The organism is Enterobacter cloacae complex sp. SHL001 (assembly GCF_049236825.1).
Lineage (GTDB): Bacteria > Pseudomonadota > Gammaproteobacteria > Enterobacterales > Enterobacteriaceae > Enterobacter > Enterobacter hormaechei_C.
This window is the reverse complement of record NZ_JBMKIP010000002.1, coordinates 707931-733055: the sequence shown is the minus strand read 5'-3', so window position 1 is coordinate 733055 and position 25125 is coordinate 707931. Positions and strand designations below refer to the sequence as shown.

Sequence of the window (25125 nt, the reverse complement as noted above, 5' to 3'; positions counted from 1 at the left end):
CATACTTGCAGATAACATGGAATACCATCATGCGTACTCACACTTTTTTTAAAGTTGCAGTGCTTTCTGGTCTGTTGGCCCTTTCCGGCTGTGCGTCAAAAGTCGCAGCCCCCGATCAATATTCAGGCTTTTTAAAAGATTACTCCGGCTTGCAGGAGATGAAATCTGCAACCGGGAAGCCAACCCTGCGTTGGGTTGACCCGTCCTATAATGAGGCGAATTACGACAGCATTATCTGGACCCCGATAACCTATTATCCGACGCCAAAACCGACCACTCAACTTGGGCAAAAAACGCTTGATGAGCTGTTGAATTATACCAATACCAAACTGAAAACCGCGATTGGCCAGCGTAAGCCGATTGTGACGACGCCGGGCAAACATAGCCTGATCTTCCGCGGCGCCATTACGGGTGTGAGCTCAGACAAAGAAGGTTTGCAGTTCTATGAAGTGGTGCCTGTCGCGCTGCTGGTTGCGGGTACGCAGATGGCAACGGGCCATCGTACCATGGATACGCATCTGTTCTTCGAAGGTGAGCTGATCGACGCGGCCACGAACAAACCGGTGGTTAAAGTTGTTCGTAAAGGTGAAGGGAAAGAGCTGGCGAACGAGAATACGCCGATGGGCTTCGGCACCCTGAAGCAGGTTGTGGATGATATGGCGACGGATGCCACCATGTTTGATGTTCATCAGACAGCAAATTAATAAAAAATGGCCTGCATTTTCGCAGGCCGTTTTTTTATGCTGTCCGCAGGCGGCGGAACCAGGTTTCCGGCTTCGTAAACATCACCATATTCCCGCCCAGTATCAACAGCAGGCCGACGATCCCGTTGAGATGCCACACGTAACCCTCGTACACCGTTGAAATCGACAGCGCCACCAGCGGGAACAGCAGCGTGCTGTACGCGGCTTTACCGGGACCAATGCGGCCTACCAGCGTAAAGTAGGCGCCGAAGGCAATCACCGAGCCAAACAGCGCAAGATAGAGCAGCGCCCCCATATAGCTCACCGTCCATTCCGGCATAAAGCTATCGCCCCTGAAGAGCGCGATAAAGCCCATCACGACGGTGCCGTACAGCATCGCCCAGGCGTTGGTGGTCATGGTTTCCAGCCCGTTTCGCTGATGACGCATGCTGATCATATTCCCCAGCGAGAAGCCGTAGGTGCCGAGGGCGGAAAGCCCGATGCCCGTAAGCAACGACGCGCTCCAGCCGCTGGCGAGCAGATCGTTCCAGAAAAGGGTAATGATCCCGATAAGCCCCAGCGCTGCCGCCGTCCAGAAGCGTGCGGGTGGGCGCTGGCCGAAGAAGATAAAGCTGTTGATGGCGTTATACAGTACGGCCATCGAGAAAATCACCGACTCAAGGCCGGTATTGATATGGGCGGCGGCGGTGTAAAAGCACCAGAAGTTGAAACAGAAAACGCAGCAGCCCTGAAGCATGCAGTAGAGATGATCCCGCAGCGCTAGCCTGCGCAGGCGGCGAAGGGCGACCAGGATGATCATCATCGTGGCGCTGGCCACGGCGAAGCGCCAGAAAATGGAGACCGGCGCTGCAACCGGCCCCTGTTGTAAAAAAATGGCGATCCAGGTCGTGCCCCAGATAACAACGACCAGCCCATAGAGTAATGCGTTCATGGTGTCTCTCTTCTCATACCGCGAAAAACGACAGTGTGGCGAAAGAAGGGAGGGCCGTCTTTCATCGCCTTGCGCCGGACTTGCAAATTCTTGCGCTTTTTTCTCGCACAATGGCTGGTAACAGGCTGCAACACTTCTTAGACTGACAGTCTGATTAATCACCTGTTTACGGCCATGTCTCTCGTTTACGACACCTTTGAAACGTTACGCCAACAAAATGCAGTGCTGCGGGAAACCGTCGCGCTCAATACTGGCATTCAACTGGCGGCGTGGTACAACAAGCACGACACGATCACGGTGAAAAGCAACCATCACACCCTTAGCCTGTACGTGGCGGATGGCTATGAAAGCTATCAAAAAACGCCGGGTGGCTGGAAAAATGGCGGCGGGCCGGACCGTTTTTGTCTGATGCCGGAAGAGAGCGAATCCACGTGGGATATTCGTGACGACCTGTCGTTTGTGCACCTCTACTGCACCGATGAACACCTGCGGGACGTGGGGGAGAAAATCTGGGATAAACGACCGCTATCGCTGACGCTGGAGGAAAAAATCTTCGGCAGCGATCCGAAAATCACCGCCCTTTATCGCCAGTTTTTGCTCGGCTGCGACTGGCAGCAAAACGCCAATCAGCTCACCCTGAGCACCGCGTCGACCTTATTGCTGACGCATTTGGTCCAGCACTACTCCAGCGTACAGTGGAAGCTGCCGGTAGTGACCGGCGGGTTATCACCGTTTGTACTGCGCAACGTGCTGGCCTTTATCGAGGAAAACCTTGCACAACCCTTAACCCTGGCGGAACTGGCGGGCCAGGCCGCACTCAGTGAGTATCACTTTGCGCGGATGTTCCGCCAGTCGATGGGGCTGGCGCCACATCAGTACGTTATGCAGCGCCGCATGGAGAAGGCCAAAGCGCTGGTACAGCACACGACCACGCCGCTCACCGACATCGCGCTGGCCTGTGGATTTAACTCCGCCAGCCATTTCAGTAACCGTTTTCGCAGCATGACCGGCATTACGCCGTCACAGCTACGCGCGGCGAAGGCGTGAGAAGACGGCGTAACAGATCCCTCCCAGCACCAGCCCCCAGAAGGCGGAGCCAATTCCCAGGAGCGTGACGCCGCTGGCGGTCATCAGGAAGGTAACGATCGCCGCGTCGCGTTCTGCTTCATGGTTCAGTGCCTGATACAAACTCCCGCTGATAGTGCCGAGCAGGGCCAGCCCGGCCAGCGTCTGGATGCCGCTCAGCGGCAGTGCGGCCATCAGACCGGAAATCGACCCGCCGAACACCCCCGCCAGCAGATAAAACCCGCCTGCCGCCGCCGCGGCCAGCCAGCGTTTACTGGCATCCGGATGGGCGTCCGGGCTCTGGCAGATGGCGGCAGTGATGGCGGCGATGCATATAGAATAAACGCCGAAGGGGGACAACAGCAGTGCCAGCCCGCCGGTGGCAACGATCAGCGGTGAGACCGCCAGCGGATAGCCCGATGCCTGCATGGTGGCGAAGCCGGGCGCATTCTGCGACGCCATGGTCACCAGGAAGAAGGGTAAGCCGATGCTGAGCAGGCTGGTGATGGTGAACGCAGGGGCAATGAATTCCGGCATGATGACTGATAACGTCATCCTGTTCGTGACAACGTCACCTCCGGCCCATGCCACGAACACGCCCACCAGCAGCGTGGCGACAATGGCGTACCGGGGCGCTACGGCTTTGGTCACCAGCCAGGCGGCCAGCATACTGCCGCAAAGAAAAATGTGTCCCTCAAGATTGCTGAATGCCTTCAGGCCAAACTGTAACAGCACGCCCGCCAGCATAGCGGCGGCAAGCGAGTGCGGGATTAGTTTCATCAACCGGGCAAACAGGCCAGTGACGCCGCACAGCAGAATCAGCGCATTCGCGAATATAAATACCCCGATGGTTTCCGCCAGCGTCACGCCTTGCAGGCTGGTGGCGAGCAGCGCCGCGCCGGGAGTCGACCAGGCGGTCAGCACGGGGGCTTTATACCACCACGACAATGCCAGCGTGCTGATCCCCATCCCGAGCCCCAGCGCGGTCATCCATCCGGCAATTTGCTGTGTACTGGCGCCAGCCGCAGCAGCCGCCTGCCAGATAATGGCGGCAGAGCTGGCATAGCCCACCAGAACGGCAACAAAACCGGCCAGCACGGCAGGAAAGAGAGAGGCAGTCGATCGCATGGATACTCCGTTGTGCGTTATAACGTCCAGGATAAGGTATCACTGTGCGCTATAGCGTACAAGTGGTATGCTTTGCCGCAACGGGAGGAACTATGGATATCACTCAACACCTGGCAACCACACTGAAAGCGCTGCGTCAGGCGCGGGGCTGGAGCCTGTCGAAACTGGCGGAAGAGACGGGCGTGTCGAAAGCGATGCTTGGGCAAATCGAACGCAATGAGTCCAGCCCGACGGTCTCTACTTTGTGGAAAATCGCCACCGGGCTGAACGTACCTTTTTCGGCGTTTATCACTCCAGAAAGCGAACCGCAGGCGGTGTTCGATCCGCAGCAGCAGGCGATGGTGGTGAAACCGCTTTTCCCCTGGGATGAACAGCTTAAGTTCGACCATTTCTCCATCACCCTGTCGCCCGGCGCGCTGAGTGAGTCCACGCCGCACGTAGCCGGGGTGATCGAGCACGTGGTGGTGATAAGCGGTGAGCTGGACATGCAGATTGACGGTGTCTGGCGCACGCTATACGCTGATTCCGGCGTGCGTTTTGCCGGCGATAAACCGCACGCGTACCGCAACAGCAGCGCCCGGACGGTGCATTTTCACTCTCTGATCCATTATCCCCGCTAAAGCGTCGCAAAACGGTTTCACTGGCACAGACTTCTGACTACAATAGCCGCCATTTTGACCATAACGGATAACGACGAAGTATGCGCCTGCACTCCCATCATCTTGAACTGCTAAGCCCGGCCCGCGACGCCGCCATTGCCCGTGAAGCCATTCTTCACGGAGCAGATGCCGTCTACATTGGCGGCCCTGGCTTCGGTGCCCGTCATAACGCCAGCAACAGCCTGCGCGACATTGCCGAGCTGGTCCCGTTCGCCCACCGTTTCGGGGCGAAGGTGTTCGTGACCCTGAACACCATTCTTCATGATGATGAGCTTGAGCCCGCGCAGCGTCTTATTACCGATCTCTACCAGACCGGCGTTGACGCCCTGATCGTTCAGGATATGGGCGTTCTGGAACTGGATATCCCGCCGATTGAGCTGCATGCCAGCACCCAGTGCGATATCCGCACCGTTGAGAAGGCGAAGTTTCTTTCGGACGTCGGGTTTACGCAGATTGTTCTGGCGCGCGAGCTGAACCTGAACCAGATCCGCGATATCCACCAGGCGACCGACGCGACCATTGAATTCTTTATCCACGGTGCGCTGTGTGTGGCGTATTCCGGGCAGTGTAATATCTCTCACGCCCAGACGGGGCGCAGCGCTAACCGGGGCGACTGCTCTCAGGCCTGCCGTCTGCCTTATACCCTGAAAGACGATCAGGGCCGCGTGGTGGCATTCGAAAAACACCTGCTGTCGATGAAAGATAACGATCAGACGGCCAACCTCGGCGCGCTGATCGATGCCGGTGTACGCTCCTTCAAAATTGAAGGGCGCTACAAGGACATGAGCTACGTGAAAAATATCACCGCCCATTATCGTCAGATGCTGGATGCCATCATCGACGATCGCGGTGACCTGGCGCGCGCGTCCGCCGGTCGTACAGAGCATTTCTTTATTCCGTCGACGGACAAGACCTTCCACCGCGGCAGCACGGACTATTTCGTGAATGCCCGTAAAGGGGATATTGGCGCGTTCGATTCACCGAAGTTTATCGGTTTACCGGTGGGTGAAGTGCTGAAAGTGGCGAAAGATCATCTTGACGTTCAGGTTACAGAGCCGCTGGCGAACGGCGATGGTCTCAACGTGATGATCAAACGTGAAGTAGTGGGTTTCCGCGCCAATACGGTGGAGAAAACCGGCGAAAATCGCTATCGCGTCTGGCCGAACGAAATGCCTGCCGATCTCTACAAAGCCCGTCCTAATGCGGCGCTTAACCGTAACCTGGATCACAACTGGCAGCAGGCCTTGCTCAAGACCTCCAGCGAGCGCCGCATTGCGGTGGATATCGCGCTGGGGGGCTGGGAAGAGCAGCTGATCCTGACCATGACCTGCGAAGACGGTATCAGCGTGACGCATACGCTCGACGGCCTGTTCGAGGTGGCGAACAATGCGGAGAAAGCGCTTAGCAACCTCAAGGATGGCGTGGCGAAGCTGGGGCAGACCATTTATTACGCGCGCAATATTGAGGTGAATCTGCCGGACGCGCTGTTCGTTCCGAACAGCCTGCTGAACCAGTTCCGCCGTGAAACGGCAGAGATGCTGGATGAAGCACGGCTGGCAAACTATCCGCGCGGCAGCCGTAAGGCCGAAACGGTGCCTGCGCCGGTCTACCCGGACACGCATCTCTCGTTCCTCGCGAACGTTTACAACCACAAAGCGCGTGCGTTTTACCATCGTCACGGCGTGCAGCTGATTGACGCCGCGTATGAAGCGCATGAAGAGAAGGGCGATGTGCCGGTGATGATCACCAAACACTGCCTGCGGTTTGCCTTTAACCTTTGTCCGAAACAGGCGAAAGGCAATATTAAAAGCTGGAAAGCGACGCCGATGCAGCTGGTGAATGGCGATGAAGTGCTGACGCTGAAGTTTGACTGCCGTCCGTGTGAAATGCACGTTATCGGCAAGATGAAGAATCACATCTTCAAAATGCCGCCGCCGGGAAGCATTGTGGCCTCCGTCAGCCCTGACGATTTGATGAAGACCCTGCCGAAGCGTAAAGGCAGCTAACCCGCAGAGTGGGTATCCGGTTTGCGCGATTTCTGCCAGGCATGGTGCTCGCGCAACCCCTCCGCAGACTCCTCAGCCGCGCTGCGTAACTCGTCGCTGTCAGCTTCATGACGAAGCTGATGGTCGGCGTTTTTCACATACACAAATTCATGCCCTTTGTGCTCCGCCATAATCTGCCCTGAGAACAGGGCGCTAATCACCAGCAGTAGCGAAAATTCTTTTCTGAACATCCTTTATCCCCTGAAAATACGCTACGGTCATCGTAGGGATAATTTCATAGAGTAATTATTCGACTGTTTAAATTTGAGAAAATAGACTGTCAAAAATTGTGGTCGCAATAAAACTCACTTAAGACTATTCTTAAAAGCAATATCGCCGTTGTAAACTCCCATTTCTGGTATGCAAAGAGAAGCTAGATTTATTGGGAAATCATTTACAATAAGATTTTTCTGGCTAAGGATTGGATCGAATAAATGAAAAAAATAATCGTGCTATCACTTCTGGGCGTAGTGGTTGCGGTGGGTGCTGCGGCCAGCATCTATTCAAATGAAGAACCAGAATATATTCAGTCAGCAAAAAGCCGTGTCGGATCGTATTTAACCAGCGATTACGGCCGTGTCGAATGTAATAGCACCCAGGTAAGTGAAGATCGCTGGGAGCTGGGCTGTACCAATAAGGCGAGGGGCAAAACCTTCCAGTTCGCCGTTTACCCATCCGAGCAGGCGCCGTATGGGGTCTCTCGTGCGTTTTATCTCGAAGCGATTAATGATGATGCCCGCCAGAGTGCAGAGCAGGGGCTGATGCGTTATCTGCAAATTAATACCAAAGCGGGTTAATCGATTCGTTTATGCTTCGTTGAGGCTCACAGTGGTAGATTGCAGATGATCCACATCCCGGTATGGAATACCGGAGCGTAGATACCAAAATACAAATCTATCCATGCAAGCATTTACCGCCAGATTATGGCGGTTTTTTTTTGCCCGTTTATCGTACCGGCTGTGAAAATTGTTTGCGATATTGCGCGGGCGAAAGCGCAAATTGCTGCCGGAAGTGGTGGCGCAGCGTGCCGCTTTGTCCAAAACCGGTTTGTTCCGCAATATTGTCGATGCTGAGCCGACTGTTTTCGAGGTAATCTTTTGCCCGCTGCAATCGTGCAGTTAATAACCAGCGCGCGGGCGTTGTTCCGGTCGCGTCCTGGAAACGGCGCAGAAAGGTGCGCTGACTCATACCCACCCGCAGGGCCAGCGATTCGACGGTATGGGAAACGGCCAGATGCTGGTGAAGATAATCAAACAGCTGGCCCAGGCGCTGGCTCTCCCGCAACTGAGCCACCGGTCGGCTAAGCTGCTGGGTTTGCGAGCCGTCCCGATGGGGCGGGATCACCAGCCGACGCGCCACGCGGTTTGCCGCTTCAATACCGTAATTCCGGCGCACCACGTGCAGGCACAGATCAATCCCCGCGGCGCTGCCTGCGGAAGTGAGAATATCGCCTTCGTCCTGGTACAGCACATCCTCAACCACGGTGATAGCGGGATAGCGTGCTTTCAGAGCTTGCGTGTAGCGCCAGTGGGTGGTTGCCTTCCGCCCGTCAAGCAGGCCTGAGGCTGCCAGAACGAAAACGCCAGAACAGATTGAGAGTAGCTGGCAGCCGCGGGCATGCGCCGCACGGAGCGCCTGGCAGAGCGCGTCGGGTACGGGTTCGTCCAGCCCTCGCCAGCCGGGTACGACAACCAGATCCGCCGTCTCCAGCAGACGCAGATCGCCATCGGCCAGAATACGGATCCCGCCCGTTGCCCGGAGCTCACCCTCATCCACGCTCGCCACGGCGAACTGATACCAGTCCTCGCCCATCTCCGGGCGCGGCAAGCCAAAGATCTCTACCGCCACGCCAAACTCAAAGGTACATAAACCGTCATATGCCAGCACGACCGCGCGCGGCGAGGGATGTCTTAAATTTGTCATCTTTTTGCTGTTTTCTGGCATAGGCGGACGCATTCATGGGCTGAATTAAGGGATAAAGTAGTGTTAACACAAACACCACAAATGAGGAAGATTCATGAGCTATGTTACTGAATTTCCGGCTGCTGAGCCGCAGGAAGCCGTGGGGCATTTCCTGCGTCGTCTGAGCGTCGAGACGGACTGCGCCGATGTCCATCACGCGGTATCCAGCGGTGACCAGGACTTTGTTCTGCTGCACGTTGTCGGAAAACCTGAACATTTTGCCCGGCGGCATCTGCCCGGCGCGCTGCATTTACCCTGGAGCCAGATCACCGCCGAGCGGATGAAAGCGTGGCCAGAGGGCACGCTGTTTGTCGTCTATTGTGCAGGCCCGCACTGCAACGGGGCGGACAGGGCGGCGCTAAAGCTGGCGCGTCTGGGTCTGCCGGTCAAGATTATGCTCGGGGGCATCACCGGCTGGGAAGATGAGCGGTTCGCGTTTGCAGGATCTTCATCACCCGCCCTGTGAACATGAATTTATTTCAACACAGATGAAATTTTCTCGTTTGTCGGCGGCGAGCCGGTATGACATCTTTTCAGGACGTTTAGACATCCAGAAGTCTAAAGATTCAAGAGATGAATTATCACTGTGGGCAATTAACGCCGACAGACAGAGGAGATTTCCATGCAGCGACACCACGCCCCGTACCGCGCCGATGTAGTCGGCAGTTTTTTACGCCCGGATTCTGTTAAACAGGCCCGTCTGCAATTTGCCAGCGGTGAGATCGATGCCGGTCAGCTTCGCGCGGTTGAGGACGAGGCCATTCGCCATGTTGTCGAGCAGCAGTGCGCCTGCGGTCTGCATGTGGTAACGGACGGTGAATTCCGCCGCGCCTGGTGGCACTTTGACTTCTTTGACGGGCTACAGGGCGTAGAGCGTTATGATTCGCAGCAGGGCATTCAGTTCAACGGGGTGCAGACCAAAGCCCATGGCGTGCGCGTTACGGGCAAACTGGGCTTCGGCGATCATCCTATGCTGGAAGATTTCCGCTACCTCAAAAGCATCAGCGGTAACGCACAGCCGAAGATGACCATTCCGAGCCCGAGCGTGCTGCACTTCCGCGGTGGCCGCAAGGATATTGATGCCACGGTATACCCGGATCTGAAAGATTACTTTGACGATCTGGCGACCACCTGGCACGATGCCATTCGGGCCTTTTACGATGCAGGCTGCCGCTATCTGCAACTGGATGACACCGTCTGGGCCTACCTTTGTTCAGAAGACCAGCGCCGGCAGATCCGCGAGCGCGGTGATGATGCAGACGAACTTGCCCGAACCTATGCCCGGGTGCTGAATAAGGCGCTGGAGGGCAAACCGGACGATCTGACCATCGGGCTACACGTCTGCCGCGGCAACTTCCGCTCAACCTGGATTTCCGAAGGCGGCTATGAGCCGGTGGCGGAGGTGCTGTTCGGTACGGTGAACGTCGACGCGTTCTTCCTGGAGTACGACAACGACCGTAGCGGCGACTTTGCGCCACTGCGTTTTGTGCGCCCGGGTAAACAGCAGGTGGTTCTGGGGCTAATCACCACCAAGCACGGTGAACTGGAGAACCCGGAAGGGGTGAAAGCGCGTCTGGAAGAGGCCGCGCGCTACGTGGCGAAAGAGCAGATTTGCCTCAGCCCACAGTGCGGATTTGCCTCCACGGAAGAGGGTAACAGCCTGAGCGAAGCCCAGCAGTGGGATAAAGTTCGCCTGGTGACGCAAATCGCCAGCGACGTCTGGTAACATCGTTCACAGCGCTGCATTATTACAGTGCAGCGCTGTACCATTCTGAGTCGTTTCCCGTAGATCCTCTCTTCGAACCCGTTTAAATCCTGCCTCTGCAACCTGGCACCCTTTTTGCTCTCCTGAAACTGACGTTACTTTTTCTGCGTCCGGGCGGTAACGGACGTCTTCGCACAGCTTTCTTTTTCAGGAGTGAAAATATGCACCGTCGTACCTTTATAAAAGCGTTCGCCTTGTCCGCCTCCGTGGTCGCCATGGGGGTCAGTTTTGGCGTCCAGGCCGCAGAGACCATTAAAGTCGGGATCATGCACTCACTCTCCGGCACGATGGCCATTTCAGAAACGCCCCTGAAAGATGTCGCCCTGATGACCATCGACGAAATCAACGCTAAAGGCGGCGTGCTCGGGAAAAAGCTGGAGCCGGTGGTGGTTGACCCGGCATCCAACTGGCCGCTGTTTGCAGAAAAGGCCCGCCAGCTTCTGAGCCAGGATAAGGTCGCCGTGGTGTTTGGCTGCTGGACCTCCGTATCGCGTAAATCAGTTCTGCCGGTTTTTGAGGAGCTGAACGGTTTGCTGTTCTATCCGGTGCAGTATGAAGGTGAAGAGATGTCACCTAACGTCTTCTATACCGGCGCGGCGCCAAACCAGCAGGCGATCCCGGCGGTGGAGTACCTGATGAGCGAGGACGGCGGCAGCGCGAAACGCTTCTTCCTGCTGGGAACGGACTACGTTTACCCGCGCACCACGAACAAGATCCTGCGCGCCTTCCTGCACTCGAAAGGCGTGGAAGATAAAGATATTGAAGAGGTCTACACCCCGTTTGGTCATAGCGATTACCAGACCATCGTCGCCAGTATCAAGAAATTCTCCGCGGGCGGTAAAACGGCGGTGGTCTCAACCATCAACGGTGATTCCAACGTGCCTTTCTATAAAGAGCTGGCGAACCAGGGGCTGAAAGCCACGGACGTGCCGGTGGTGGCGTTCTCGGTGGGCGAGGAAGAACTGCGCGGCATTGATACCAAACCGCTGGTGGGTAACCTGGCGGCGTGGAACTACTTTGAATCCGTCGATAACCCGACCAACCAGACCTTTGTCGCGGCCTACAAAGCCTACGCGAAAGCCCATAAGCTGCCGAATGCCGATACCGTCGTCACCAACGATCCGATGGAAGCGACCTATGTCGGCCTGCATATGTGGGCGCAGGCGGTTGAAAAAGCGGGGACAACCGACGTGGACAAAGTGCGCGCGGCAATGGCGGGCCAGTCGTTCAACGCGCCGTCCGGCTTTACGCTGACCATGGATGCCACCAACCACCACCTGCATAAGCCCGTCATGATTGGTGAAATCGAAGGCAACGGCCAGTTCAATGTCGTCTGGCAAACCGAACAGCCGGTACGCGCTCAGCCGTGGAGCCCGTTTATCGCCGGGAATGACAAAAAACCTGACCAGCCGATGAAAACCGCCAGCAACTAAGCCACCACCAGGGAGAGACGTCATGAACGCCATGCGCATAATTATTGCGATTGTGTGGCTTACCGTACTGCTGCCAGGGATGGTGCAGGCATCGGATGCCGATGATTTCGTTGCCGCTAGCCGCAGCCAGCAGACCGCCATGCTGACCCGCTGGGCAGCCACGCCGGAACCTGCACGTTTGCCGCTGCTTAAAGCGCTGCAACAGGAGAACCTCTACACCGACAGCCAGAAGAAGGCTTTTACCCGCATCGACGGCGAAATGGTTGCCCTGGGCGCGGCAAAGAGCGCCGAAGGAACGACCAAAGCCGTGCGGCTGACCAACCGGCTGCGCGTGTTAACCGTCACGGCGCTGGCGACGCATCAGCTTGTCAGTGACAGTGTCACCGAAAGGCGTCATGCCGCGCGGCAACTTCAGCGTGACGCCCAACCGGATATGCTCGGGTTTCTGCAACAGCGGGCTAACCGCGAAACGGATGACGTCACCCGACAGTCACTGAGGCTGGCGCTGGCAAATCTTCAGCTGGCGAGTTCGCAGGCGGAAACGCGCCTCAACGCGGTTGAACTGTTGGGACAGTCTGACGATCCGGATGTTCAGGCCACGCTGACGCCGTTCACCCGGGCGCAAACCGAGCCGGACGCACGGGTACGTGCCGCCGCCGCTGAGAGCCTGGACCGTATTCAGCACCGGCTGATGTGGGGCGAACTGCTGGGGCAGGCCATCATGGGCCTGTCGTTGGGATCGGTACTCTTGCTGGCCGCGCTCGGGCTGGCTATCACCTATGGTCTGCTGGGGGTGATTAACATGGCCCACGGCGAAATGCTGATGCTCGGGGCGTATGCCACCTGGATGGTGCAGCAGGTGATGGCGCAGTGGATGCCTCAGTGGCTGGCGCTTTATCCGGTGGTGGCGCTGCCGGTGGCGTTTTGCCTGACGGCAGGTATCGGGATGGTGCTGGAGCGCACGGTGATCCGCCATCTGTATGGCCGCCCGCTGGAAACCCTGCTCGCCACCTGGGGGATCAGCCTGATGCTTATCCAACTGGTGCGCATGACCTTTGGCGCCCAGAACCTTGAGGTCGCAAACCCGGCCTGGCTGTCCGGCGGGGTGCAGGTTTTCGCCAACCTGACGCTACCGTGGAACCGCATTGTGGTGCTCGGGTTTGTGCTGATGGTGCTGTTCTTCACCTGGCTCATTCTGAATAAAACGCGTCTGGGGCTGAACGTGCGGGCGGTGACGCAAAACCGCAGCATGGCGGCCTGCTGCGGCGTCCCCACTGGACGGGTAGATATGCTGGCGTTTGGCCTCGGGTCCGGCATTGCCGGGCTGGGCGGCGTGGCATTGTCCCAATTGGGGAACGTGGGACCGGAGCTGGGCCAGGGATACATCATTGATTCGTTCCTGGTGGTGGTGCTCGGCGGCGTCGGCCAACTGGCCGGTAGCGTCGCGGCGGCCTTTGGTCTGGGGATCTTCAATAAAATTCTTGAACCGCAGATGGGCGCCGTGCTGGGCAAAATCCTGATTCTGGTGGCGATCATTCTGTTTATTCAGAAACGTCCGCAGGGGTTATTCGCACTTAAAGGGAGGGTGACAGACTGATGAGCCAGCCATTGACCTTAACACTGGCGCGCAGGGCACCGCGCTCCACGCAAATCTTCGGCAGTCTGCTGGTTGCGGCGCTGCTGGTGCTGCCTTTTCTCGCGCTGTTGCCCGCAACGCATCCGCTGGCCGTTTCTACGTGGATGTTGACGCTCATCGGCAAGATCCTCTGCTACGCAGTTGTCGCCGTGGCCCTCGATCTGGTCTGGGGCTATGCCGGTATGCTCTCACTGGGGCACGGCATATTCTTCGCCCTGGGCGGCTATGCGATGGGCATGTACCTGATGCGCCAGGCGGCCGGGGACGGGCTGCCCGCGTTTATGTCGTTTCTCTCGTGGAGCGAGCTGCCCTGGTTCTGGTGGGGAACGCAGCATTTTGCATGGGCTCTGGTGTTAATTGTGACGATCCCCGGCCTGCTGGCGCTGGTCTTCGGCTGGTTTGCTTTTCGCTCGAAGATCAAAGGGGTCTATTTCTCCATCATGACCCAGGCGCTGACCTACGCGGGCATGCTGCTGTTCTTTCGCAACGAAACCGGCTTTGGCGGCAATAACGGCTTTACCGGCTTTACCACGCTGCTCGGGTTTTCCGTCACGGCGACCACCACGCGGATCGTGCTGTTTCTCGCAACGGTCGTGCTGCTGCTTCTGGCCCTGGGCACAGGCTACGCGCTGGCGAAGAGTAAATTTGGCCGCATTTTAACGGCGGTGCGCGATGCGGAAAACCGTCTCACGTTCTGCGGCTACGATCCGCGCGGTTTCAAGCTGCTGGTCTGGACGCTTTCCGCCGTGCTGTGTGGCCTGGCGGGAGCGCTGTACGTTCCGCAGGTGGGCATTATCAACCCGGGTGAAATGTCGCCGACCAACTCGATTGAAGCGGCCATCTGGGTAGCGCTGGGTGGACGCGGCACTCTGGTGGGCCCGGTGATTGGCGCGGCGCTGGTCAACGGTGCGAAGAGCTTTTTCACCGTGGCGATGCCGGAGTACTGGCAGCTGTTTCTGGGGCTGATTTTCATCGCCGTGACGCTGTTTTTACCGCGCGGCGTGTTCGGTCTGTTTCGTAAGGGAGAGAATTAATGCAGCCCTCTGAAGGACTCTTTACCCGCCAGCTACCGGGCGACCGTTACCGCGAGCAGACCGATCCGGTGTTGCAGCTCGAGGCCATTAACGTCAGTTTCGACGGTTTTCAGGCGTTGACCGATCTCTCGCTGAACATCGGCGTCGGAGAATTGCGCTGCATCATTGGCCCTAATGGCGCCGGTAAAACCACGCTGATGGACGTGATTACCGGCAAAACCCGGCCAAAAAGCGGGAAAGCTATTTACGATCAGTCCATCGATCTGACTGCCCTGGAACCGGCGGCCATCGCCCGTCAGGGCATTGGCCGTAAGTTCCAGAAGCCGACCGTGTTTGAAGCGCTGACCGTAGGGGAAAACCTCGAAATCGCCATGAAAGCCGACAGGGCCGTCTGGGCGAGCCTGCGGGCCACGCTCAGCGGCGAGCAGCGCGACCGCATTGATGAGATGCTGGTTTTGCTGCGGCTTGGCAGCGAGCGCGATCGCCGTGCCGGGCTGCTTTCCCACGGACAGAAGCAGTTTCTGGAGATCGGCATGCTGCTGGTGCAGGACCCGCACCTGTTACTGCTGGACGAACCCGCTGCCGGTATGACTGACGCAGAGACGGAATACACTGCCGAGCTGTTCCGCACCCTGGCAGGCAAGCATTCGCTGATGGTGGTTGAGCACGATATGGGCTTCGTCGAGACCATCGCCGACCACGTCACGGTGCTGCATCAGGGGCGGGTACTGGCGGAAGGTTCGCTTCGCGAGGTACAGGCCAATGAACAGGTAATTGACGTCTATCTGGGACGTTAAGGAGAGGTGATGTTACAGGTTAGCGAACTGAATCAGTACTACGGCGGAAGTCATATTCTGCGCGGGGTGAGCTTTGAGGCGGTCGTCGGGGAAGTTACCTGCCTGCTGGGGCGCAACGGGGTGGGCAAAACCACGCTGCTGAGGTGCCTGATGGGGCTGATCCCGGTGAAAGGCGGGGAGGTGGTCTGGCAGGGAAAGAGCATCACTCACAGTAAACCGCACCAGCGGGTGCAGTCCGGCGTGGCCTATGTTCCGCAGGGGCGGGAGATTTTTCCGCGTCTGACCGTAGAAGAAAACCTGCTGATGGGGCTGTCACGCTTCTCCGCGGGAAACGCAAGGAGCGTACCGGAGGAGATTTGGCAGCTTTTCCCGGTGCTGAAGGAGATGAAGCACCGACGCGGAGGCGATCTTTCCGGTGGTCAGCAGCAGCAGCTGGCGATAGGTCGCGCGCTGGCGAGCCGTCCACGGTTACTGATTCTGGATGAACCCACGGAAGGTATTCAGCCGTCGGTGATTAAAGAGATTGGGCAGGTGATCCGCAGCCTGGCGAACCGGGGGGATATGGCCATCCTGCTGGTGGAGCAGTTTTATGATTTTGCGGCAGAGCTGGCCGACAGCTATCTGGTGATGTCGCGCGGCAGCATCGTCCAGCAGGGGCGCGGGGAGAACATGGAGCAGGAGGGCGTTCGCGGGCTGGTTGCGATCTGAAATGTTATAATATAACATCCTCATTCTTATGAAACGGAATGAGGATTTTGCTGTGGCTGCACAACTTGCAAAAATTGCGCTGACTCTGGGAACGCTGCTGGTAAGCGGCTCGCTTTTTGCCCATTCGCACGGTCATCAGATGACAGAGGCGGAACAGAAGGCGGCAAACGGCGTCTTTGAGGATAAAGACGTCAGGGACAGGAAGCTGTCTGACTGGGACGGGACCTGGCAGTCCGTTTATCCGTTCCTGCTTGATGGTTCGCTGGATCCGGTTTTCGAAAAGAAAGCGCAGAAGGGAGAAAAATCCGCTGCCGAGGTGAAGGCCTACTACCGTAAGGGGTACGCGACGGACGTGGACGCCATCGGCATTGAAAACAACGTGATGGAATTCCACCGAGGCAAAACGGTGAGCAGCTGCCGCTACGACTACAGCGGCTACAAAATTCTGACCTATGCGTCGGGGAAAAAAGGCGTGCGCTACCTGTTTGAATGCAAGGATAACGCGAGCCAGGCGCCTAAGTTTGTGCAGTTCAGCGACCATATCATCGGGCCGAAAGCCTCTTCACACTTCCATATCTTTATGGGCAACACCTCCCACGAGGCGCTGCTGAAAGAGATGGATAACTGGCCGACCTACTACCCGAATGAGATGTACAAAGAGCAGGTAGTGGAGGAGATGTTGCACCACTAGGGTGTTGGTTTTGCCGGGTGACGGCTTCGCCTTACCCGGCTTACGATTAGGGTTTTGTCGGTCGGGTAAGCGCAGCGCCACCCGACACGCTATCTTCACTTTTCACGCGCATCCCGCGCAATATCATCAGCCAGGCCGCAATGATGGCGGCCATCATAATGATAAATAATGACCAGTGCGGCAGATGGGTCAGGATGAGCCCGGTGATCATCGGGTTCGCCGCCGCGCCGAGCCAGCCTAGCGCCTGGGCGGAGAAATAGCTCGCCTTCATGCCCGGCGGGGCGATATTGTCGATCAGCATGTATTCACCCGGTGCATAAATAATTTCACCCAGGGTGAAAATCGCCGCCGCGATCCCCCAGTAAATCAGGTTCTCGCCGGAAAGCATAAACCCGCCCAGCCCGAGGATGAAAAAAAGCGTCGCGGCGGTCATTAACGGACGAATATTGCTGGCGGTGATCTTACGTCCAAGCGCGTATTGCAGGGTGACGACCACCGCCGCGTTGACAGGCAGCACAACTGCCACCACCTTTTCTGCGAAATCACTGTCCGCATGTGCGGCGAGGACATACTGGGAAATGCAGGTGGCGAACGATCCACCCACATACGACGCCAGCAGGCCGGAGAGCGTGTACCAGAACAGCGCCCGGTCTTTCAGCAGCACCGAGGGCTGCCACGGCATTTTCTCCTCAGGGCTGTCTGAGGCTATGCTTTTCTGCACAAAGAAATGGATAAACCCGAGCGGCAGTGCGGCGCAGAAGGCGGCCAGCCAGAACGGCAGTTGCAGGCTGTACATCACCAGCAGGGTGCCGATCGGCGGCCCGATCGTCCAGCCAATGTTCAGGAAACTGTAGTTGAGTGAGAAAACGCGCGCCTTTTCGCTGGAGGTCAGCACGTCGGCAAACCATGCTTTCAGCACCGTTGAGAAGACGGAATAGGCGCAGTTAATCAGGGCAAAGAACAGCACCACCAGCATCACGTTATTCACCAGCGGAATCGCCACAAACCCGGCGATAAAGGCCACGATGGCGATCAGCATATAGCGTTTTTTGTCGAACTTATCCGCCAGGATGCCAAACCCCAGGCTAAACACCACGCCGATGGTCAACGCCACGGTAAGGGCATAGCCAATATTCTCCACGCTCATATCGTACACGCGTGTGAGATATATGGTCATAAAGGGCAGCGTTGCCCCGCGGCCAATTGTTAATAACAATGACGATGCCAGCAGCGCTGCGGTTGAGCGCCTGATTGATGGTTTCATTTTCCTGCCCGACAAATGCTTATGCTTTTTTTGTTGTGTTATTACAGGATTATCATGGGATCGGCAGCTTGTATAGCACCCAATTTATCCGCAGGTGCTTCTCTCCAGTACCAGAATTAATGATCTTCTCGCGGGGCTATTTTTTCTGTTACCTTGAAGTGTTTACAAAATTTTAATAATTCAGGGGCGGAAAATGACGCGGAAAGACGGGCTGTTAGCGTTGCTGGTTGTCGTGGTGTGGGGACTCAATTTTGTGGTCATCAAAATGGGGTTGCACAACATGCCTCCACTGATGCTGGCGGGGCTGCGCTTCCTGCTGGTGGCCTTCCCGGCGCTGCTGTTCGTTGCCCGCCCGAAAATTCCCCTTAAGCTGCTGCTGGGCTACGGCCTTACTATCAGCTTTGGTCAGTTTGCGTTTCTTTTTTGCGCCATCAAATTCGGTATGCCTGCGGGCCTGGCTTCGCTGGTGCTTCAGGTGCAGGCGTTCTTTACCATCATTCTCGGCGCGTTTGTCTTCGGCGAACGCTTGCAGGGCAAGCAGCTGGCGGGCATTAGCCTTGCGGTCTTTGGCGTGCTGGTGCTGATTGAAGGCAGCCTCAACGGTCAGCATGTCGCGCTGCTAGGCTTTATGCTCACCCTGGCGGCGGGGCTGAGCTGGGCGTGCGGCAATATCTTTAACAAACTGATAATGCAGCACGAGACGCGTCCGCCGGTCTTATCGCTGGTGGTCTGGAGCGCATTGATCCCAATCGTGCCGTTTATGGCCGCGTCGTTTATTCTGGATGGTCCGCAGGCGATGTTGAAAAGCCTGGTGGAGATCGACCTGACGACGATTTTGTCGCTGATCTACCTGGCGTTAGTCGCCTCAATCATTGGCTATGGTATCTGGGGATCGCTGCTCGGACGCTATGAAACCTGGCGTGTGGCGCCATTATCGCTGCTGGTACCGGTGGTCGGGCTTGCCAGCGCCGCACTGTTGCTGGATGAAACGCTCAGCGTGCTGCAACTGTGTGGCGCAGGGCTGATTATGGCCGGGCTGTATATCAACGTCTTTGGCTTGCGGGTGCGTCGGGCAACGCAGGTGCGGGGTTAAGGCAGAAAAAAAGCCCCGCATTAGCGGGGCAAAAACGAATTACAGGTCGTGGTTGTAATACGGCACGCCTAATTCGTCGGATTTGTCGCTGCCAGCGCCCATGTGATTGAAGTCCCAGGGCGACTGGTTTTGCGTGGACGGCATAATCATGGTGTCACGATTATTTTGCTGCCCCGCATTGGGGGTTTGCTCCGCGAAGCTCTGGCCGGAAACCAGCACCAGCAAGGTGAGGGCGGCGGAGGCGATAAATTTCATGATTTCCTCGGTTACGTCTTAACAGGCGATGATTAACTGCAATGTTTTAGCGGATACAGATAACGGGATTCACCCGGCATACTGGTAATACGGTACTTATGAGGCGGCACGTCAAAGTAGTTCTTGAACGTACGCGTCAGGGTCTGTTGCGATTCAAATCCGTAGCGTTCCGCCAGATAGAGGATCGGCTCATTGCTTTCTTTCAGTTTTTGGGCAATCTCCGTCAGCTTGCGGCTGCGAATATATTGTCCTAATGAATGGCCGGTCTCTTTTTTAAACATCCGTTGCAGGTGCCATTTTGAGTAACCTGAACGCTCAGACACTTTCTCAAGAGAGAGTGGAGATTCCAGGTTATCTTCGATCCAGTCCAAAATGCTATGAATGGTGATAGCGTCAGTATTGCGTCTGGACATCGTCATACCTCTTTTTCTGTTTACGGCAGGATTTTCTTGAGTAAGAGCTCAAGCGTTGCCACTTCATCTGCCGATAAGTTTTTTGTCAGTTCCTGGTGCAGTGTTTGTCCTACTAATTGATGACATTGCTCACACATGGCCGCGCCATCGCTGGTCAGTTTCACCAGTACGCCACGTTTGTCATTCGGGTTAGGGCTTCGTTCTATCCATCCTTTACAGACGAGACGATCCAGCATGCGGGTTAACGCACCCAGATCGACAGAGAGCACCTTTTTCAGCTCAACCGGCGTGATACACACTTCGCAGCGAATGGAACACAGCACTTTGAACTGTGTTGCGGTGATATCCAGCGGTGACAGATAGTCATTGAGCAGGCGATCTTTTTTCTGGTTAACCATATGAATAAGACGACCCAGTGGGATTATGTCGTTAAAGAGGTCACTGGTGCTTTTCACAATGGTTGCCCTGGCAAGTAGTTTAGTCACGGCAGATATTATTGCTCAGGCAAGTATAAGTCAACTGAATGAATCGGCCGATGCCACGAAATGCTAAAACGCTTCAGGAACTTATTCTGTACGCTTTTAAATCATACAAATAATCTGGGGTTATGAATTACGCGAGACAATTATGGTTACGCTGTCGGATGGCTCCGGACGAGGATTTGCCCCTATAATTGCGATGTTGAATAAGGATAAGGACTGCGGTGCGTTATGTTGGATTTGATTAAAGCAGTGGGGCTTGGACTGGTGGTGTTGCTGCCGCTGGCGAACCCGTTAACGACGGTGGCGCTTTTTCTGGGGCTGGCGGGGAACATGAACAGCGCAGAGCGCAATCAGCAGTCGATGATGGCCTCTGTCTATGTCTTTGCCATAATGATGGTGGCTTATTACGCCGGGCAACTGGTGATGAATACCTTTGGTATTTCGATTCCCGGTCTGCGTATTGCTGGCGGGCTGATTGTGGCCTTTATTGGTTTCCGGATGCTGTTCCCGGCGCACAAAGCGCACGAATCCCCGGAAGCCAAAAGCAAATCGGAGGAGCTTGAAAGCGAACCGAGCGCCAACATCGCGTTTGTGCCGTTAGCCATGCCGAGCACGGCGGGGCCGGGGACGATTGCGATGATCATCAGTTCCGCCTCAACGGTGCGTGATGGGACGACATTCCCGCACTGGGTTATCACCGTTGCGCCGCCGATCATTTTTGCGCTTATCGCTATTATCGTCTGGGGGTCATTGCGCAGCTCCGGGGCGATTATGCGCTGGGTGGGTAAGGGGGGGATTGAAGCTATCTCCCGACTGATGGGTTTTCTGCTGGTCTGTATGGGCGTGCAGTTTATTATTAACGGCGTGCTGGAGATTGTTAAGACGTATCATTGAGAACGTTGCCGGGTGGCGGCTTCGCCTTACCCGGCCTACTCGCAATGGATATAATTCTTATGAATATAAAGCGATGCGTCTTCTGCAACCACTCCTCTGGCAACGAGAATCGGTATCTATGATTGTCAGACCAAAATGACAGATGAAAGATTCCGTTATCTTGGCGGTGATGAAGAACACGGATATTAATGCTTCGTAGGCCGGGTAAGGCGAAGCCGCCACCCGGCATAACAAACGTCAACCGTGGCTGGACTGTTCTTCCATCGCGACCGGCCATTTACGGAAGATAAGCACCGACCAGATCAGCGCGATCAGCGCCGGAATCGCCCCGAGATAACCAATGGCCGACATCGATACATGCAGGCTGATCTGATTTCCCACCAGCGCACCGGCTCCAATCCCCAGATTAAAAATCCCGGAGAAGAGCGACATCGCTACGTCCGTGGCGTCCGGGGCCAGGGCCAGCACTTTGACCTGCATTCCCAGACCAATAATCATGATTGCCACGCCCCAGAACAGACTGAGGATCGCCAGATGACTCTCGCTGCCTGCCGCAGGCATCAGTAACAGCAGGCATGCCAGCAGCAGACCAATCGCACTGCTTACCAGCGCAGACGCGTGCTTATTGCCCAGCTTCCCAAACAGGATGCTGCCGATAATCCCCGCGCCGCCCAGGATCAGCAGCAGAACGGTGGCAAAGTTAGCGCTAAAGCCCGCCACAACCTGAACAAACGGCTCAATATAGCTGTAGGCCGTGTAATGGGCGGTCACCACAATCACGGTCAGCAGATAGATGCTCATCAGCGCCGGTCGACGCATCAGCAGCGGCAGACTTTTCAGCGAGCCGGAGTGTTCGCTGGGCAGTTTTGGCAGCAGTTTGATCAGACACACCAGGGTGATCAGCGCCCCCATGCCGATGGCAAAGAAGGTGGTGCGCCAGCCGAAGTATTGTCCCACAATGCGCCCGATCGGCAGGCCTAACACCATCGCCAGCGCCGTTCCGGTGGCAATCAGGCTCAGCGCCTGGGCGCGTTTTCCCGCCGGAGCCAGACGAATGGCGAGGGACGCGGTGATCGACCAGAAAACGGCATGGGCAAACGCGATGCCGACGCGGCTGATGACCAGCACGGTAAAGTTCCATGCCATAAATGACAGCACATGGCTGGCAATGAACACCACAAACAGCCCAATCAGCAGCTTACGACGTTCCATCTGGCTGGTCAGCAGCATAAACGGCAGCGACATCAGCGCCACCACCCATGCATAGATGGTCAGCATAATGCCAACCTGTGCCGTTTCCATATCGAAGCTGGCGGCGATGTCGGACAACAGCCCAACCGGAACAAATTCCGTGGTGTTGAAAATAAACGCGGCGATGGCGAGCGTGACCACGCGTAGCCACGCGACTCTGCGGGAAACCGTGTGTGTTGTCATAGGGATATCTGGGATTCGTTGCCTGAAAGATGAGGAGACGATCTTAAAGCCTTAAACGGTGAAAACTCAACCGTTATGTGATGTGAATCACAAAATATACCTTCATGCAGCGGTAGCGAACGGGGTTGTTTTCATCGAAGATAAAGAACAACACAACAAAAACAGGCGGTAACACGATGCAGGAGATTGATTTTTATCTGGTAGATGCCTTCAGCGCGTCCTCCTTTGGCGGCAACCCGGCGGTGGTGTGCCCGCTCGACGCATGGCTACCGGATGAGACGTTACTGCGGATGGCACAACAGCATAACCAGTCAGAAACCGCGTTTTTTGTGTGTACCAAAGGGGGGATCGAGTTGCGCTGGTTCACCACGCTCACCGAGGTTAATCTCTGTGGTCACGCGACGCTTGCCGCGGCGTATGTACTTTTTCACGAACTGGATTATCCGGACTCACGCCTTCATTTTGACACCGCCTCTGGTCGCCTGACCGTCAGTCGTGAAGGTGACTGGATGACGCTGGACTTCCCGGCCTGCCCGACGCAGGCACAGACGCCGCCACCGGAGATGCTCACCGCACTCGGTATCAGCCACTACGTCGAGGCGCGCAAAGGCCGCGCCTGGGTGCTAGTACTGGAAAGCCGCGAGCAGGTTGAAGCCCTTAATCCGGATTTCTCAGCCATGACGCCGGGCGAGCATAAAGTAGCCGTCACTGCCCGGGACGAGGGGGAATACGACTTTGTCAGCCGTTTCTTCTCGCCAGGCGTGGCCGTGCCGGAAGATCCTGTCACCGGCTCCGCGCACACCATGCTGATCCCGTACTGGAGTGAACGGCTTGGCAAAACACAGATGTTTGCCCGCCAGGTTTCTGCCCGTGGTGGCGACGTACGCTGCGAACTCAAGGGCGACCGCGTGCGGATGGGCGGGCAGGCGGCACTGTATCTGAAGGGCACAGTATTTCTGCGCTGAACAAATCTAAGAGGAACCACGATGCAGGAAATTGATTTTTATCTGGTAGATGCCTTCAGCGACAGGGCGTTCGGCGGCAATGCGGCGGCGGTGTGTCCGCTGGAAGCGTGGCTGCCGGATGAGACGCTGCTGAAGATGGCGAAGCAGCATAATCAGTCAGAGACGGCGTTCTTTGTCCGAACGGATAACGGGTTTGAACTGCGCTGGTTTACCACGCAGGATGAAATTAACCTCTGCGGCCACGCAACCCTCGCGGCTTCTCACGTTATTTTCGAATACCTGGATTATCCGCATACGGAAATCACCTTCACCACGCGCTTTGTCGGCGATCTGACGGTACAACGCAGCGGCGACTGGCTGACGCTTAATTTCCCGGCGTGGTCAACCGAGGTTGTCGATACTCCACCTGCAGTGCTGTTCAGCGCGCTGGGCATTAACGCAGCAGACGAGGTGCGTGTGGGGCGTGACTACATGGTGGTGCTCGACAGCCAGCGGCAGGTGGAAGCGCTGACGCCGGATATTGCGGCCATGCTCCCGCTCGGGAAAATGGTCTGCGTTACGGCGCCGGGGGATGAGTATGATTTCGTCAGCCGCTTCTTCTGCCCGGGGGAAGGGGTGCCGGAAGATCCGGTGACGGGATCAGCTCACAGCATGCTGATCCCGTACTGGAGCGAAAAGCTTGGTAAAACGCAGATGTCGGCCCGCCAGGTCTCCTTGCGCGGTGGGGATCTGCGCTGCGAGCTGAAAGGCGACCGCGTGCTGATTGGCGGGCAGGCCACGCTGTATATGAAGGGAAAAATTTTCCTTCGACTCCAGGACTACGTTCATCATTAACAACTGGGCGCTGGTGGCTGACGCTCGTTCAACAGCGCGATAAACGCCTCAAGCTGGCGGGTCATCGCCCCGCGTCGCCACACCAGCCAGGTGGTGAGCCAGCGCCAGTTTTCCGCCAGCGGCCACGCCGCCACCTGATGATGGCCCGGCATGCTCTCCAGCATGGAGCGGGGCATCAGCGCAATGCCTGCCCCGGCAATCACGCAGGCGAGCATCCCGTGATAGGACTCCATCTCATGGATCCTTCCCGGCGTGACGCGGTCGGCATGGAACCAGCTCTCCAGATGACGCCGGTAAGAACAGTTGGCGCGAAAGGCATACACGTCGCTGCCGCTCACCTGCGTGGCTTTTGATACTTCTGCGTGACCCGCAGGGGTGACCAGCATCATCTCTTCCCGGTAAACCGGCATCCCTTCCAGTTCCGGGTGCGAGAGCGGCCCGTCGACAAAGGCGGCGCTGAGCGTCCCCTCAAGCACGCCGTCAATCATCGTACCGGAAGGTCCGGTGGACAACGCAAACTGAATGCGCGGATAGCGCTGGTTAAACCGCGCCAGACTTTCCGGAATGCGCACGGCGGCGGTACTTTCCAGCGCGCCGAGCGAGAATAATCCCTGCGGTTCATCCCCGGCGACGACCATTCGCGCTTCGTCAACCAGCGCCAGGATCTGCTTGCTGTAGCGCAAAAAATTGTGCCCGGCGGGGGAAAGCCGCAGGCGCTGATTCTCGCGAATAAACAGTTCCACGCCGAGATCCGCTTCTAGCTGTCGGATGCGGGTGGTGAGGTTTGACGGCACCCGGTGTACCTTCTGCGCCGCCTGGGTAATGCTGCCGGTCAGTGCGACGGCGTTAAACATCTCAAGCTGAGTTAAGTCCATACCATTCTCGATTCGTGAATAAGGTGGTGAGTATTATTCATTTTTAAGAAATAGCAGA

Annotated in this window: 27 protein-coding genes; 17 read left to right on the top strand and 10 right to left on the bottom strand. The window is 56.7% G+C overall.

Annotated features, from left to right (window positions below):
• The first annotated feature begins 29 nt into the window (after positions 1–29).
• Positions 30–704: a DUF3313 domain-containing protein gene (locus ACOTYH_RS08970; RefSeq protein WP_111962067.1), complete on the top strand. Its 675-nt coding sequence runs from the start codon at positions 30–32 to the stop codon at positions 702–704.
• A gap of 34 nt (positions 705–738) precedes the next feature.
• Here the strand turns inward: ACOTYH_RS08970 and ACOTYH_RS08965 are convergent, their stop codons facing one another.
• Positions 739–1635 carry a DMT family transporter gene (locus ACOTYH_RS08965; protein WP_421637695.1) on the bottom strand — a complete coding sequence of 299 codons (897 nt, stop codon included), beginning with the start codon at positions 1633–1635 and terminating at the stop codon, positions 739–741.
• A gap of 174 nt (positions 1636–1809) precedes the next feature.
• On the opposite strand from ACOTYH_RS08965, the gene ACOTYH_RS08960 reads away from it, so the two are divergent.
• Positions 1810–2682, top strand: coding sequence for a helix-turn-helix domain-containing protein (locus ACOTYH_RS08960; protein WP_006810606.1), 873 nt, complete (start codon positions 1810–1812; stop codon positions 2680–2682).
• On the opposite strand, the gene ACOTYH_RS08955 is transcribed toward ACOTYH_RS08960, so the two are convergent.
• A complete protein-coding gene (locus ACOTYH_RS08955) occupies positions 2662–3849 on the bottom strand; it encodes a benzoate/H(+) symporter BenE family transporter (RefSeq protein ID WP_368766763.1) in 1188 nt (395 codons plus the stop codon). The two genes, ACOTYH_RS08960 and ACOTYH_RS08955, sit on opposite strands and share 21 nt — an antisense overlap.
• Positions 3850–3920: 71 nt before the next feature.
• On the opposite strand from ACOTYH_RS08955, the gene ACOTYH_RS08950 reads away from it, so the two are divergent.
• A complete protein-coding gene (locus ACOTYH_RS08950) occupies positions 3921–4448 on the top strand; it encodes a helix-turn-helix domain-containing protein (RefSeq protein ID WP_421637694.1) in 528 nt (175 codons plus the stop codon).
• A gap of 80 nt (positions 4449–4528) precedes the next feature.
• Positions 4529–6493, top strand: a complete 1965-nt coding sequence (locus ACOTYH_RS08945) for a peptidase U32 family protein (RefSeq protein ID WP_015570549.1) — start codon at positions 4529–4531, stop codon at positions 6491–6493.
• On the opposite strand, the gene ACOTYH_RS08940 is transcribed toward ACOTYH_RS08945, so the two are convergent.
• On the bottom strand, positions 6490–6723 hold the full coding sequence (locus ACOTYH_RS08940) for a DUF2554 family protein (protein WP_015570548.1): 234 nt from the start codon (positions 6721–6723) through the stop codon (positions 6490–6492). The genes ACOTYH_RS08945 and ACOTYH_RS08940 overlap by 4 nt on opposite strands.
• A 243-nt stretch (positions 6724–6966) precedes the next feature.
• Between ACOTYH_RS08940 and ACOTYH_RS08935 the strand changes: the two genes are divergently transcribed.
• Positions 6967–7329 carry a hypothetical protein gene (locus ACOTYH_RS08935; protein ID WP_015570547.1) on the top strand — a complete coding sequence of 121 codons (363 nt, stop codon included), beginning with the start codon at positions 6967–6969 and terminating at the stop codon, positions 7327–7329.
• A gap of 148 nt (positions 7330–7477) precedes the next feature.
• Here ACOTYH_RS08935 and ftrA read toward each other — a convergent pair whose 3' ends face one another.
• A complete protein-coding gene (gene ftrA, locus ACOTYH_RS08930; RefSeq protein WP_033487939.1) occupies positions 7478–8476 on the bottom strand; it encodes a transcriptional regulator FtrA in 999 nt (332 codons plus the stop codon).
• 73 nt (positions 8477–8549) lie between these two features.
• Here ftrA and ACOTYH_RS08925 point away from each other — a divergent pair, with 73 nt between their 5' ends.
• The 8 genes from ACOTYH_RS08925 (at position 8550) to zinT (ending at position 16558) form a co-directional block, all read left to right on the top strand.
• Positions 8550–8960 carry a rhodanese-like domain-containing protein gene (locus tag ACOTYH_RS08925; protein ID WP_047741290.1) on the top strand — a complete coding sequence of 137 codons (411 nt, stop codon included), beginning with the start codon at positions 8550–8552 and terminating at the stop codon, positions 8958–8960.
• A 156-nt stretch (positions 8961–9116) separates the two neighbouring features.
• The gene (locus ACOTYH_RS08920; RefSeq protein WP_058689373.1) at positions 9117–10220 is read left to right on the top strand and encodes a cobalamin-independent methionine synthase II family protein; all 1104 of its coding nucleotides are present in this window, start codon (positions 9117–9119) and stop codon (positions 10218–10220) included.
• Between the two features lie 200 nt (positions 10221–10420).
• Positions 10421–11692, top strand: coding sequence for an urea ABC transporter substrate-binding protein (gene urtA, locus ACOTYH_RS08915; RefSeq protein ID WP_015570544.1), 1272 nt, complete (start codon positions 10421–10423; stop codon positions 11690–11692).
• A gap of 22 nt (positions 11693–11714) precedes the next feature.
• Entirely contained in the window at positions 11715–13289 is a 1575-nt protein-coding gene (gene urtB, locus ACOTYH_RS08910) for an urea ABC transporter permease subunit UrtB (RefSeq protein WP_421637693.1), read from the top strand.
• Positions 13289–14362, top strand: coding sequence for an urea ABC transporter permease subunit UrtC (gene urtC, locus ACOTYH_RS08905; protein WP_058689374.1), 1074 nt, complete (start codon positions 13289–13291; stop codon positions 14360–14362). Before urtB ends, urtC begins: the two co-directional genes overlap by 1 nt.
• Positions 14362–15159 carry an urea ABC transporter ATP-binding protein UrtD gene (gene urtD / locus ACOTYH_RS08900; RefSeq protein ID WP_058689375.1) on the top strand — a complete coding sequence of 266 codons (798 nt, stop codon included), beginning with the start codon at positions 14362–14364 and terminating at the stop codon, positions 15157–15159. The genes urtC and urtD overlap by 1 nt, the downstream gene beginning before the upstream one ends.
• 9 nt (positions 15160–15168) lie before the next feature.
• A complete protein-coding gene (urtE, locus tag ACOTYH_RS08895; protein WP_032103021.1) occupies positions 15169–15867 on the top strand; it encodes an urea ABC transporter ATP-binding subunit UrtE in 699 nt (232 codons plus the stop codon).
• Between the two features lie 52 nt (positions 15868–15919).
• The gene (gene zinT / locus ACOTYH_RS08890; protein ID WP_017693437.1) at positions 15920–16558 is read left to right on the top strand and encodes a metal-binding protein ZinT; all 639 of its coding nucleotides are present in this window, start codon (positions 15920–15922) and stop codon (positions 16556–16558) included.
• Positions 16559–16604: 46 nt separating this feature from the next.
• Here zinT and ydeE read toward each other — a convergent pair whose 3' ends face one another.
• Positions 16605–17822: an efflux MFS transporter YdeE gene (gene ydeE / locus ACOTYH_RS08885; RefSeq protein ID WP_045141511.1), complete on the bottom strand. Its 1218-nt coding sequence runs from the start codon at positions 17820–17822 to the stop codon at positions 16605–16607.
• Positions 17823–18015: 193 nt separating this feature from the next.
• On the opposite strand from ydeE, the gene eamA reads away from it, so the two are divergent.
• Entirely contained in the window at positions 18016–18915 is a 900-nt protein-coding gene (gene eamA, locus ACOTYH_RS08880; RefSeq protein WP_017383984.1) for an O-acetylserine/cysteine exporter, read from the top strand.
• A gap of 39 nt (positions 18916–18954) precedes the next feature.
• Here eamA and marB read toward each other — a convergent pair whose 3' ends face one another.
• Genes marB through marR form a run of 3 tightly spaced genes read right to left on the bottom strand, consistent with a single transcriptional unit; the run spans position 18955 to position 20038 of the window.
• Positions 18955–19170 (bottom strand): multiple antibiotic resistance protein MarB, encoded by a 216-nt coding sequence (marB, locus tag ACOTYH_RS08875; protein ID WP_015570538.1) that lies wholly within the window; start codon positions 19168–19170, stop codon positions 18955–18957.
• Between the two features lie 32 nt (positions 19171–19202).
• Entirely contained in the window at positions 19203–19583 is a 381-nt protein-coding gene (marA, locus tag ACOTYH_RS08870) for an MDR efflux pump AcrAB transcriptional activator MarA (RefSeq protein ID WP_001303241.1), read from the bottom strand.
• 20 nt (positions 19584–19603) lie between these two features.
• Positions 19604–20038 carry a multiple antibiotic resistance transcriptional regulator MarR gene (gene marR / locus ACOTYH_RS08865; RefSeq protein WP_017383983.1) on the bottom strand — a complete coding sequence of 145 codons (435 nt, stop codon included), beginning with the start codon at positions 20036–20038 and terminating at the stop codon, positions 19604–19606.
• A gap of 255 nt (positions 20039–20293) precedes the next feature.
• Here marR and ACOTYH_RS08860 point away from each other — a divergent pair, with 255 nt between their 5' ends.
• Positions 20294–20959 (top strand): MarC family NAAT transporter, encoded by a 666-nt coding sequence (locus ACOTYH_RS08860; protein WP_017693435.1) that lies wholly within the window; start codon positions 20294–20296, stop codon positions 20957–20959.
• Positions 20960–21196: 237 nt separating this feature from the next.
• Here the strand turns inward: ACOTYH_RS08860 and ACOTYH_RS08855 are convergent, their stop codons facing one another.
• Positions 21197–22393 (bottom strand): sugar transporter, encoded by a 1197-nt coding sequence (locus ACOTYH_RS08855; protein WP_033487941.1) that lies wholly within the window; start codon positions 22391–22393, stop codon positions 21197–21199.
• Positions 22394–22569: 176 nt separating this feature from the next.
• Here ACOTYH_RS08855 and ACOTYH_RS08850 point away from each other — a divergent pair, with 176 nt between their 5' ends.
• The gene (locus tag ACOTYH_RS08850) at positions 22570–23358 is read left to right on the top strand and encodes a PhzF family phenazine biosynthesis protein (protein WP_017693433.1); all 789 of its coding nucleotides are present in this window, start codon (positions 22570–22572) and stop codon (positions 23356–23358) included.
• Between the two features lie 21 nt (positions 23359–23379).
• Positions 23380–24192, top strand: a complete 813-nt coding sequence (locus ACOTYH_RS08845; RefSeq protein ID WP_032619672.1) for a PhzF family phenazine biosynthesis protein — start codon at positions 23380–23382, stop codon at positions 24190–24192.
• On the opposite strand, the gene ptrR is transcribed toward ACOTYH_RS08845, so the two are convergent.
• Positions 24189–25067: a putrescine utilization regulator PtrR gene (gene ptrR / locus ACOTYH_RS08840; RefSeq protein ID WP_017382364.1), complete on the bottom strand. Its 879-nt coding sequence runs from the start codon at positions 25065–25067 to the stop codon at positions 24189–24191. The two genes, ACOTYH_RS08845 and ptrR, sit on opposite strands and share 4 nt — an antisense overlap.
• Positions 25068–25125 lie beyond the last annotated feature (58 nt).

Excerpts from the sequence above, each read along its gene's own strand:
- urtC (WP_058689374.1), top strand. The coding sequence starts at position 13,289 with ATGAGCCAGCCATTGACCTTAACACTGGCGCGCAGGGCACCGCGCTCC.
- ACOTYH_RS08965 (WP_421637695.1), bottom strand. The coding sequence starts at position 1,635 with ATGAACGCATTACTCTATGGGCTGGTCGTTGTTATCTGGGGCACGACC.
- ACOTYH_RS08920 (WP_058689373.1), top strand. The coding sequence starts at position 9,117 with ATGCAGCGACACCACGCCCCGTACCGCGCCGATGTAGTCGGCAGTTTT.
- ACOTYH_RS08855 (WP_033487941.1), bottom strand. The coding sequence starts at position 22,393 with ATGACAACACACACGGTTTCCCGCAGAGTCGCGTGGCTACGCGTGGTC.
- marB (WP_015570538.1), bottom strand. The coding sequence starts at position 19,170 with ATGAAATTTATCGCCTCCGCCGCCCTCACCTTGCTGGTGCTGGTTTCC.
- urtD (WP_058689375.1), top strand. The coding sequence starts at position 14,362 with ATGCAGCCCTCTGAAGGACTCTTTACCCGCCAGCTACCGGGCGACCGT.
- ACOTYH_RS08970 (WP_111962067.1), top strand. The coding sequence starts at position 30 with ATGCGTACTCACACTTTTTTTAAAGTTGCAGTGCTTTCTGGTCTGTTG.
- ACOTYH_RS08850 (WP_017693433.1), top strand. The coding sequence starts at position 22,570 with ATGCAGGAGATTGATTTTTATCTGGTAGATGCCTTCAGCGCGTCCTCC.
- ACOTYH_RS08940 (WP_015570548.1), bottom strand. The coding sequence starts at position 6,723 with ATGTTCAGAAAAGAATTTTCGCTACTGCTGGTGATTAGCGCCCTGTTC.
- ACOTYH_RS08845 (WP_032619672.1), top strand. The coding sequence starts at position 23,380 with ATGCAGGAAATTGATTTTTATCTGGTAGATGCCTTCAGCGACAGGGCG.
- ACOTYH_RS08960 (WP_006810606.1), top strand. The coding sequence starts at position 1,810 with ATGTCTCTCGTTTACGACACCTTTGAAACGTTACGCCAACAAAATGCA.
- ftrA (WP_033487939.1), bottom strand. The coding sequence starts at position 8,476 with ATGCCAGAAAACAGCAAAAAGATGACAAATTTAAGACATCCCTCGCCG.
- ACOTYH_RS08860 (WP_017693435.1), top strand. The coding sequence starts at position 20,294 with ATGTTGGATTTGATTAAAGCAGTGGGGCTTGGACTGGTGGTGTTGCTG.
- ydeE (WP_045141511.1), bottom strand. The coding sequence starts at position 17,822 with ATGAAACCATCAATCAGGCGCTCAACCGCAGCGCTGCTGGCATCGTCA.
- urtB (WP_421637693.1), top strand. The coding sequence starts at position 11,715 with ATGAACGCCATGCGCATAATTATTGCGATTGTGTGGCTTACCGTACTG.
- ACOTYH_RS08950 (WP_421637694.1), top strand. The coding sequence starts at position 3,921 with ATGGATATCACTCAACACCTGGCAACCACACTGAAAGCGCTGCGTCAG.
- urtE (WP_032103021.1), top strand. The coding sequence starts at position 15,169 with ATGTTACAGGTTAGCGAACTGAATCAGTACTACGGCGGAAGTCATATT.
- ACOTYH_RS08945 (WP_015570549.1), top strand. The coding sequence starts at position 4,529 with ATGCGCCTGCACTCCCATCATCTTGAACTGCTAAGCCCGGCCCGCGAC.
- urtA (WP_015570544.1), top strand. The coding sequence starts at position 10,421 with ATGCACCGTCGTACCTTTATAAAAGCGTTCGCCTTGTCCGCCTCCGTG.
- ACOTYH_RS08935 (WP_015570547.1), top strand. The coding sequence starts at position 6,967 with ATGAAAAAAATAATCGTGCTATCACTTCTGGGCGTAGTGGTTGCGGTG.
- ACOTYH_RS08925 (WP_047741290.1), top strand. The coding sequence starts at position 8,550 with ATGAGCTATGTTACTGAATTTCCGGCTGCTGAGCCGCAGGAAGCCGTG.
- eamA (WP_017383984.1), top strand. The coding sequence starts at position 18,016 with ATGACGCGGAAAGACGGGCTGTTAGCGTTGCTGGTTGTCGTGGTGTGG.
- ptrR (WP_017382364.1), bottom strand. The coding sequence starts at position 25,067 with ATGGACTTAACTCAGCTTGAGATGTTTAACGCCGTCGCACTGACCGGC.
- marA (WP_001303241.1), bottom strand. The coding sequence starts at position 19,583 with ATGTCCAGACGCAATACTGACGCTATCACCATTCATAGCATTTTGGAC.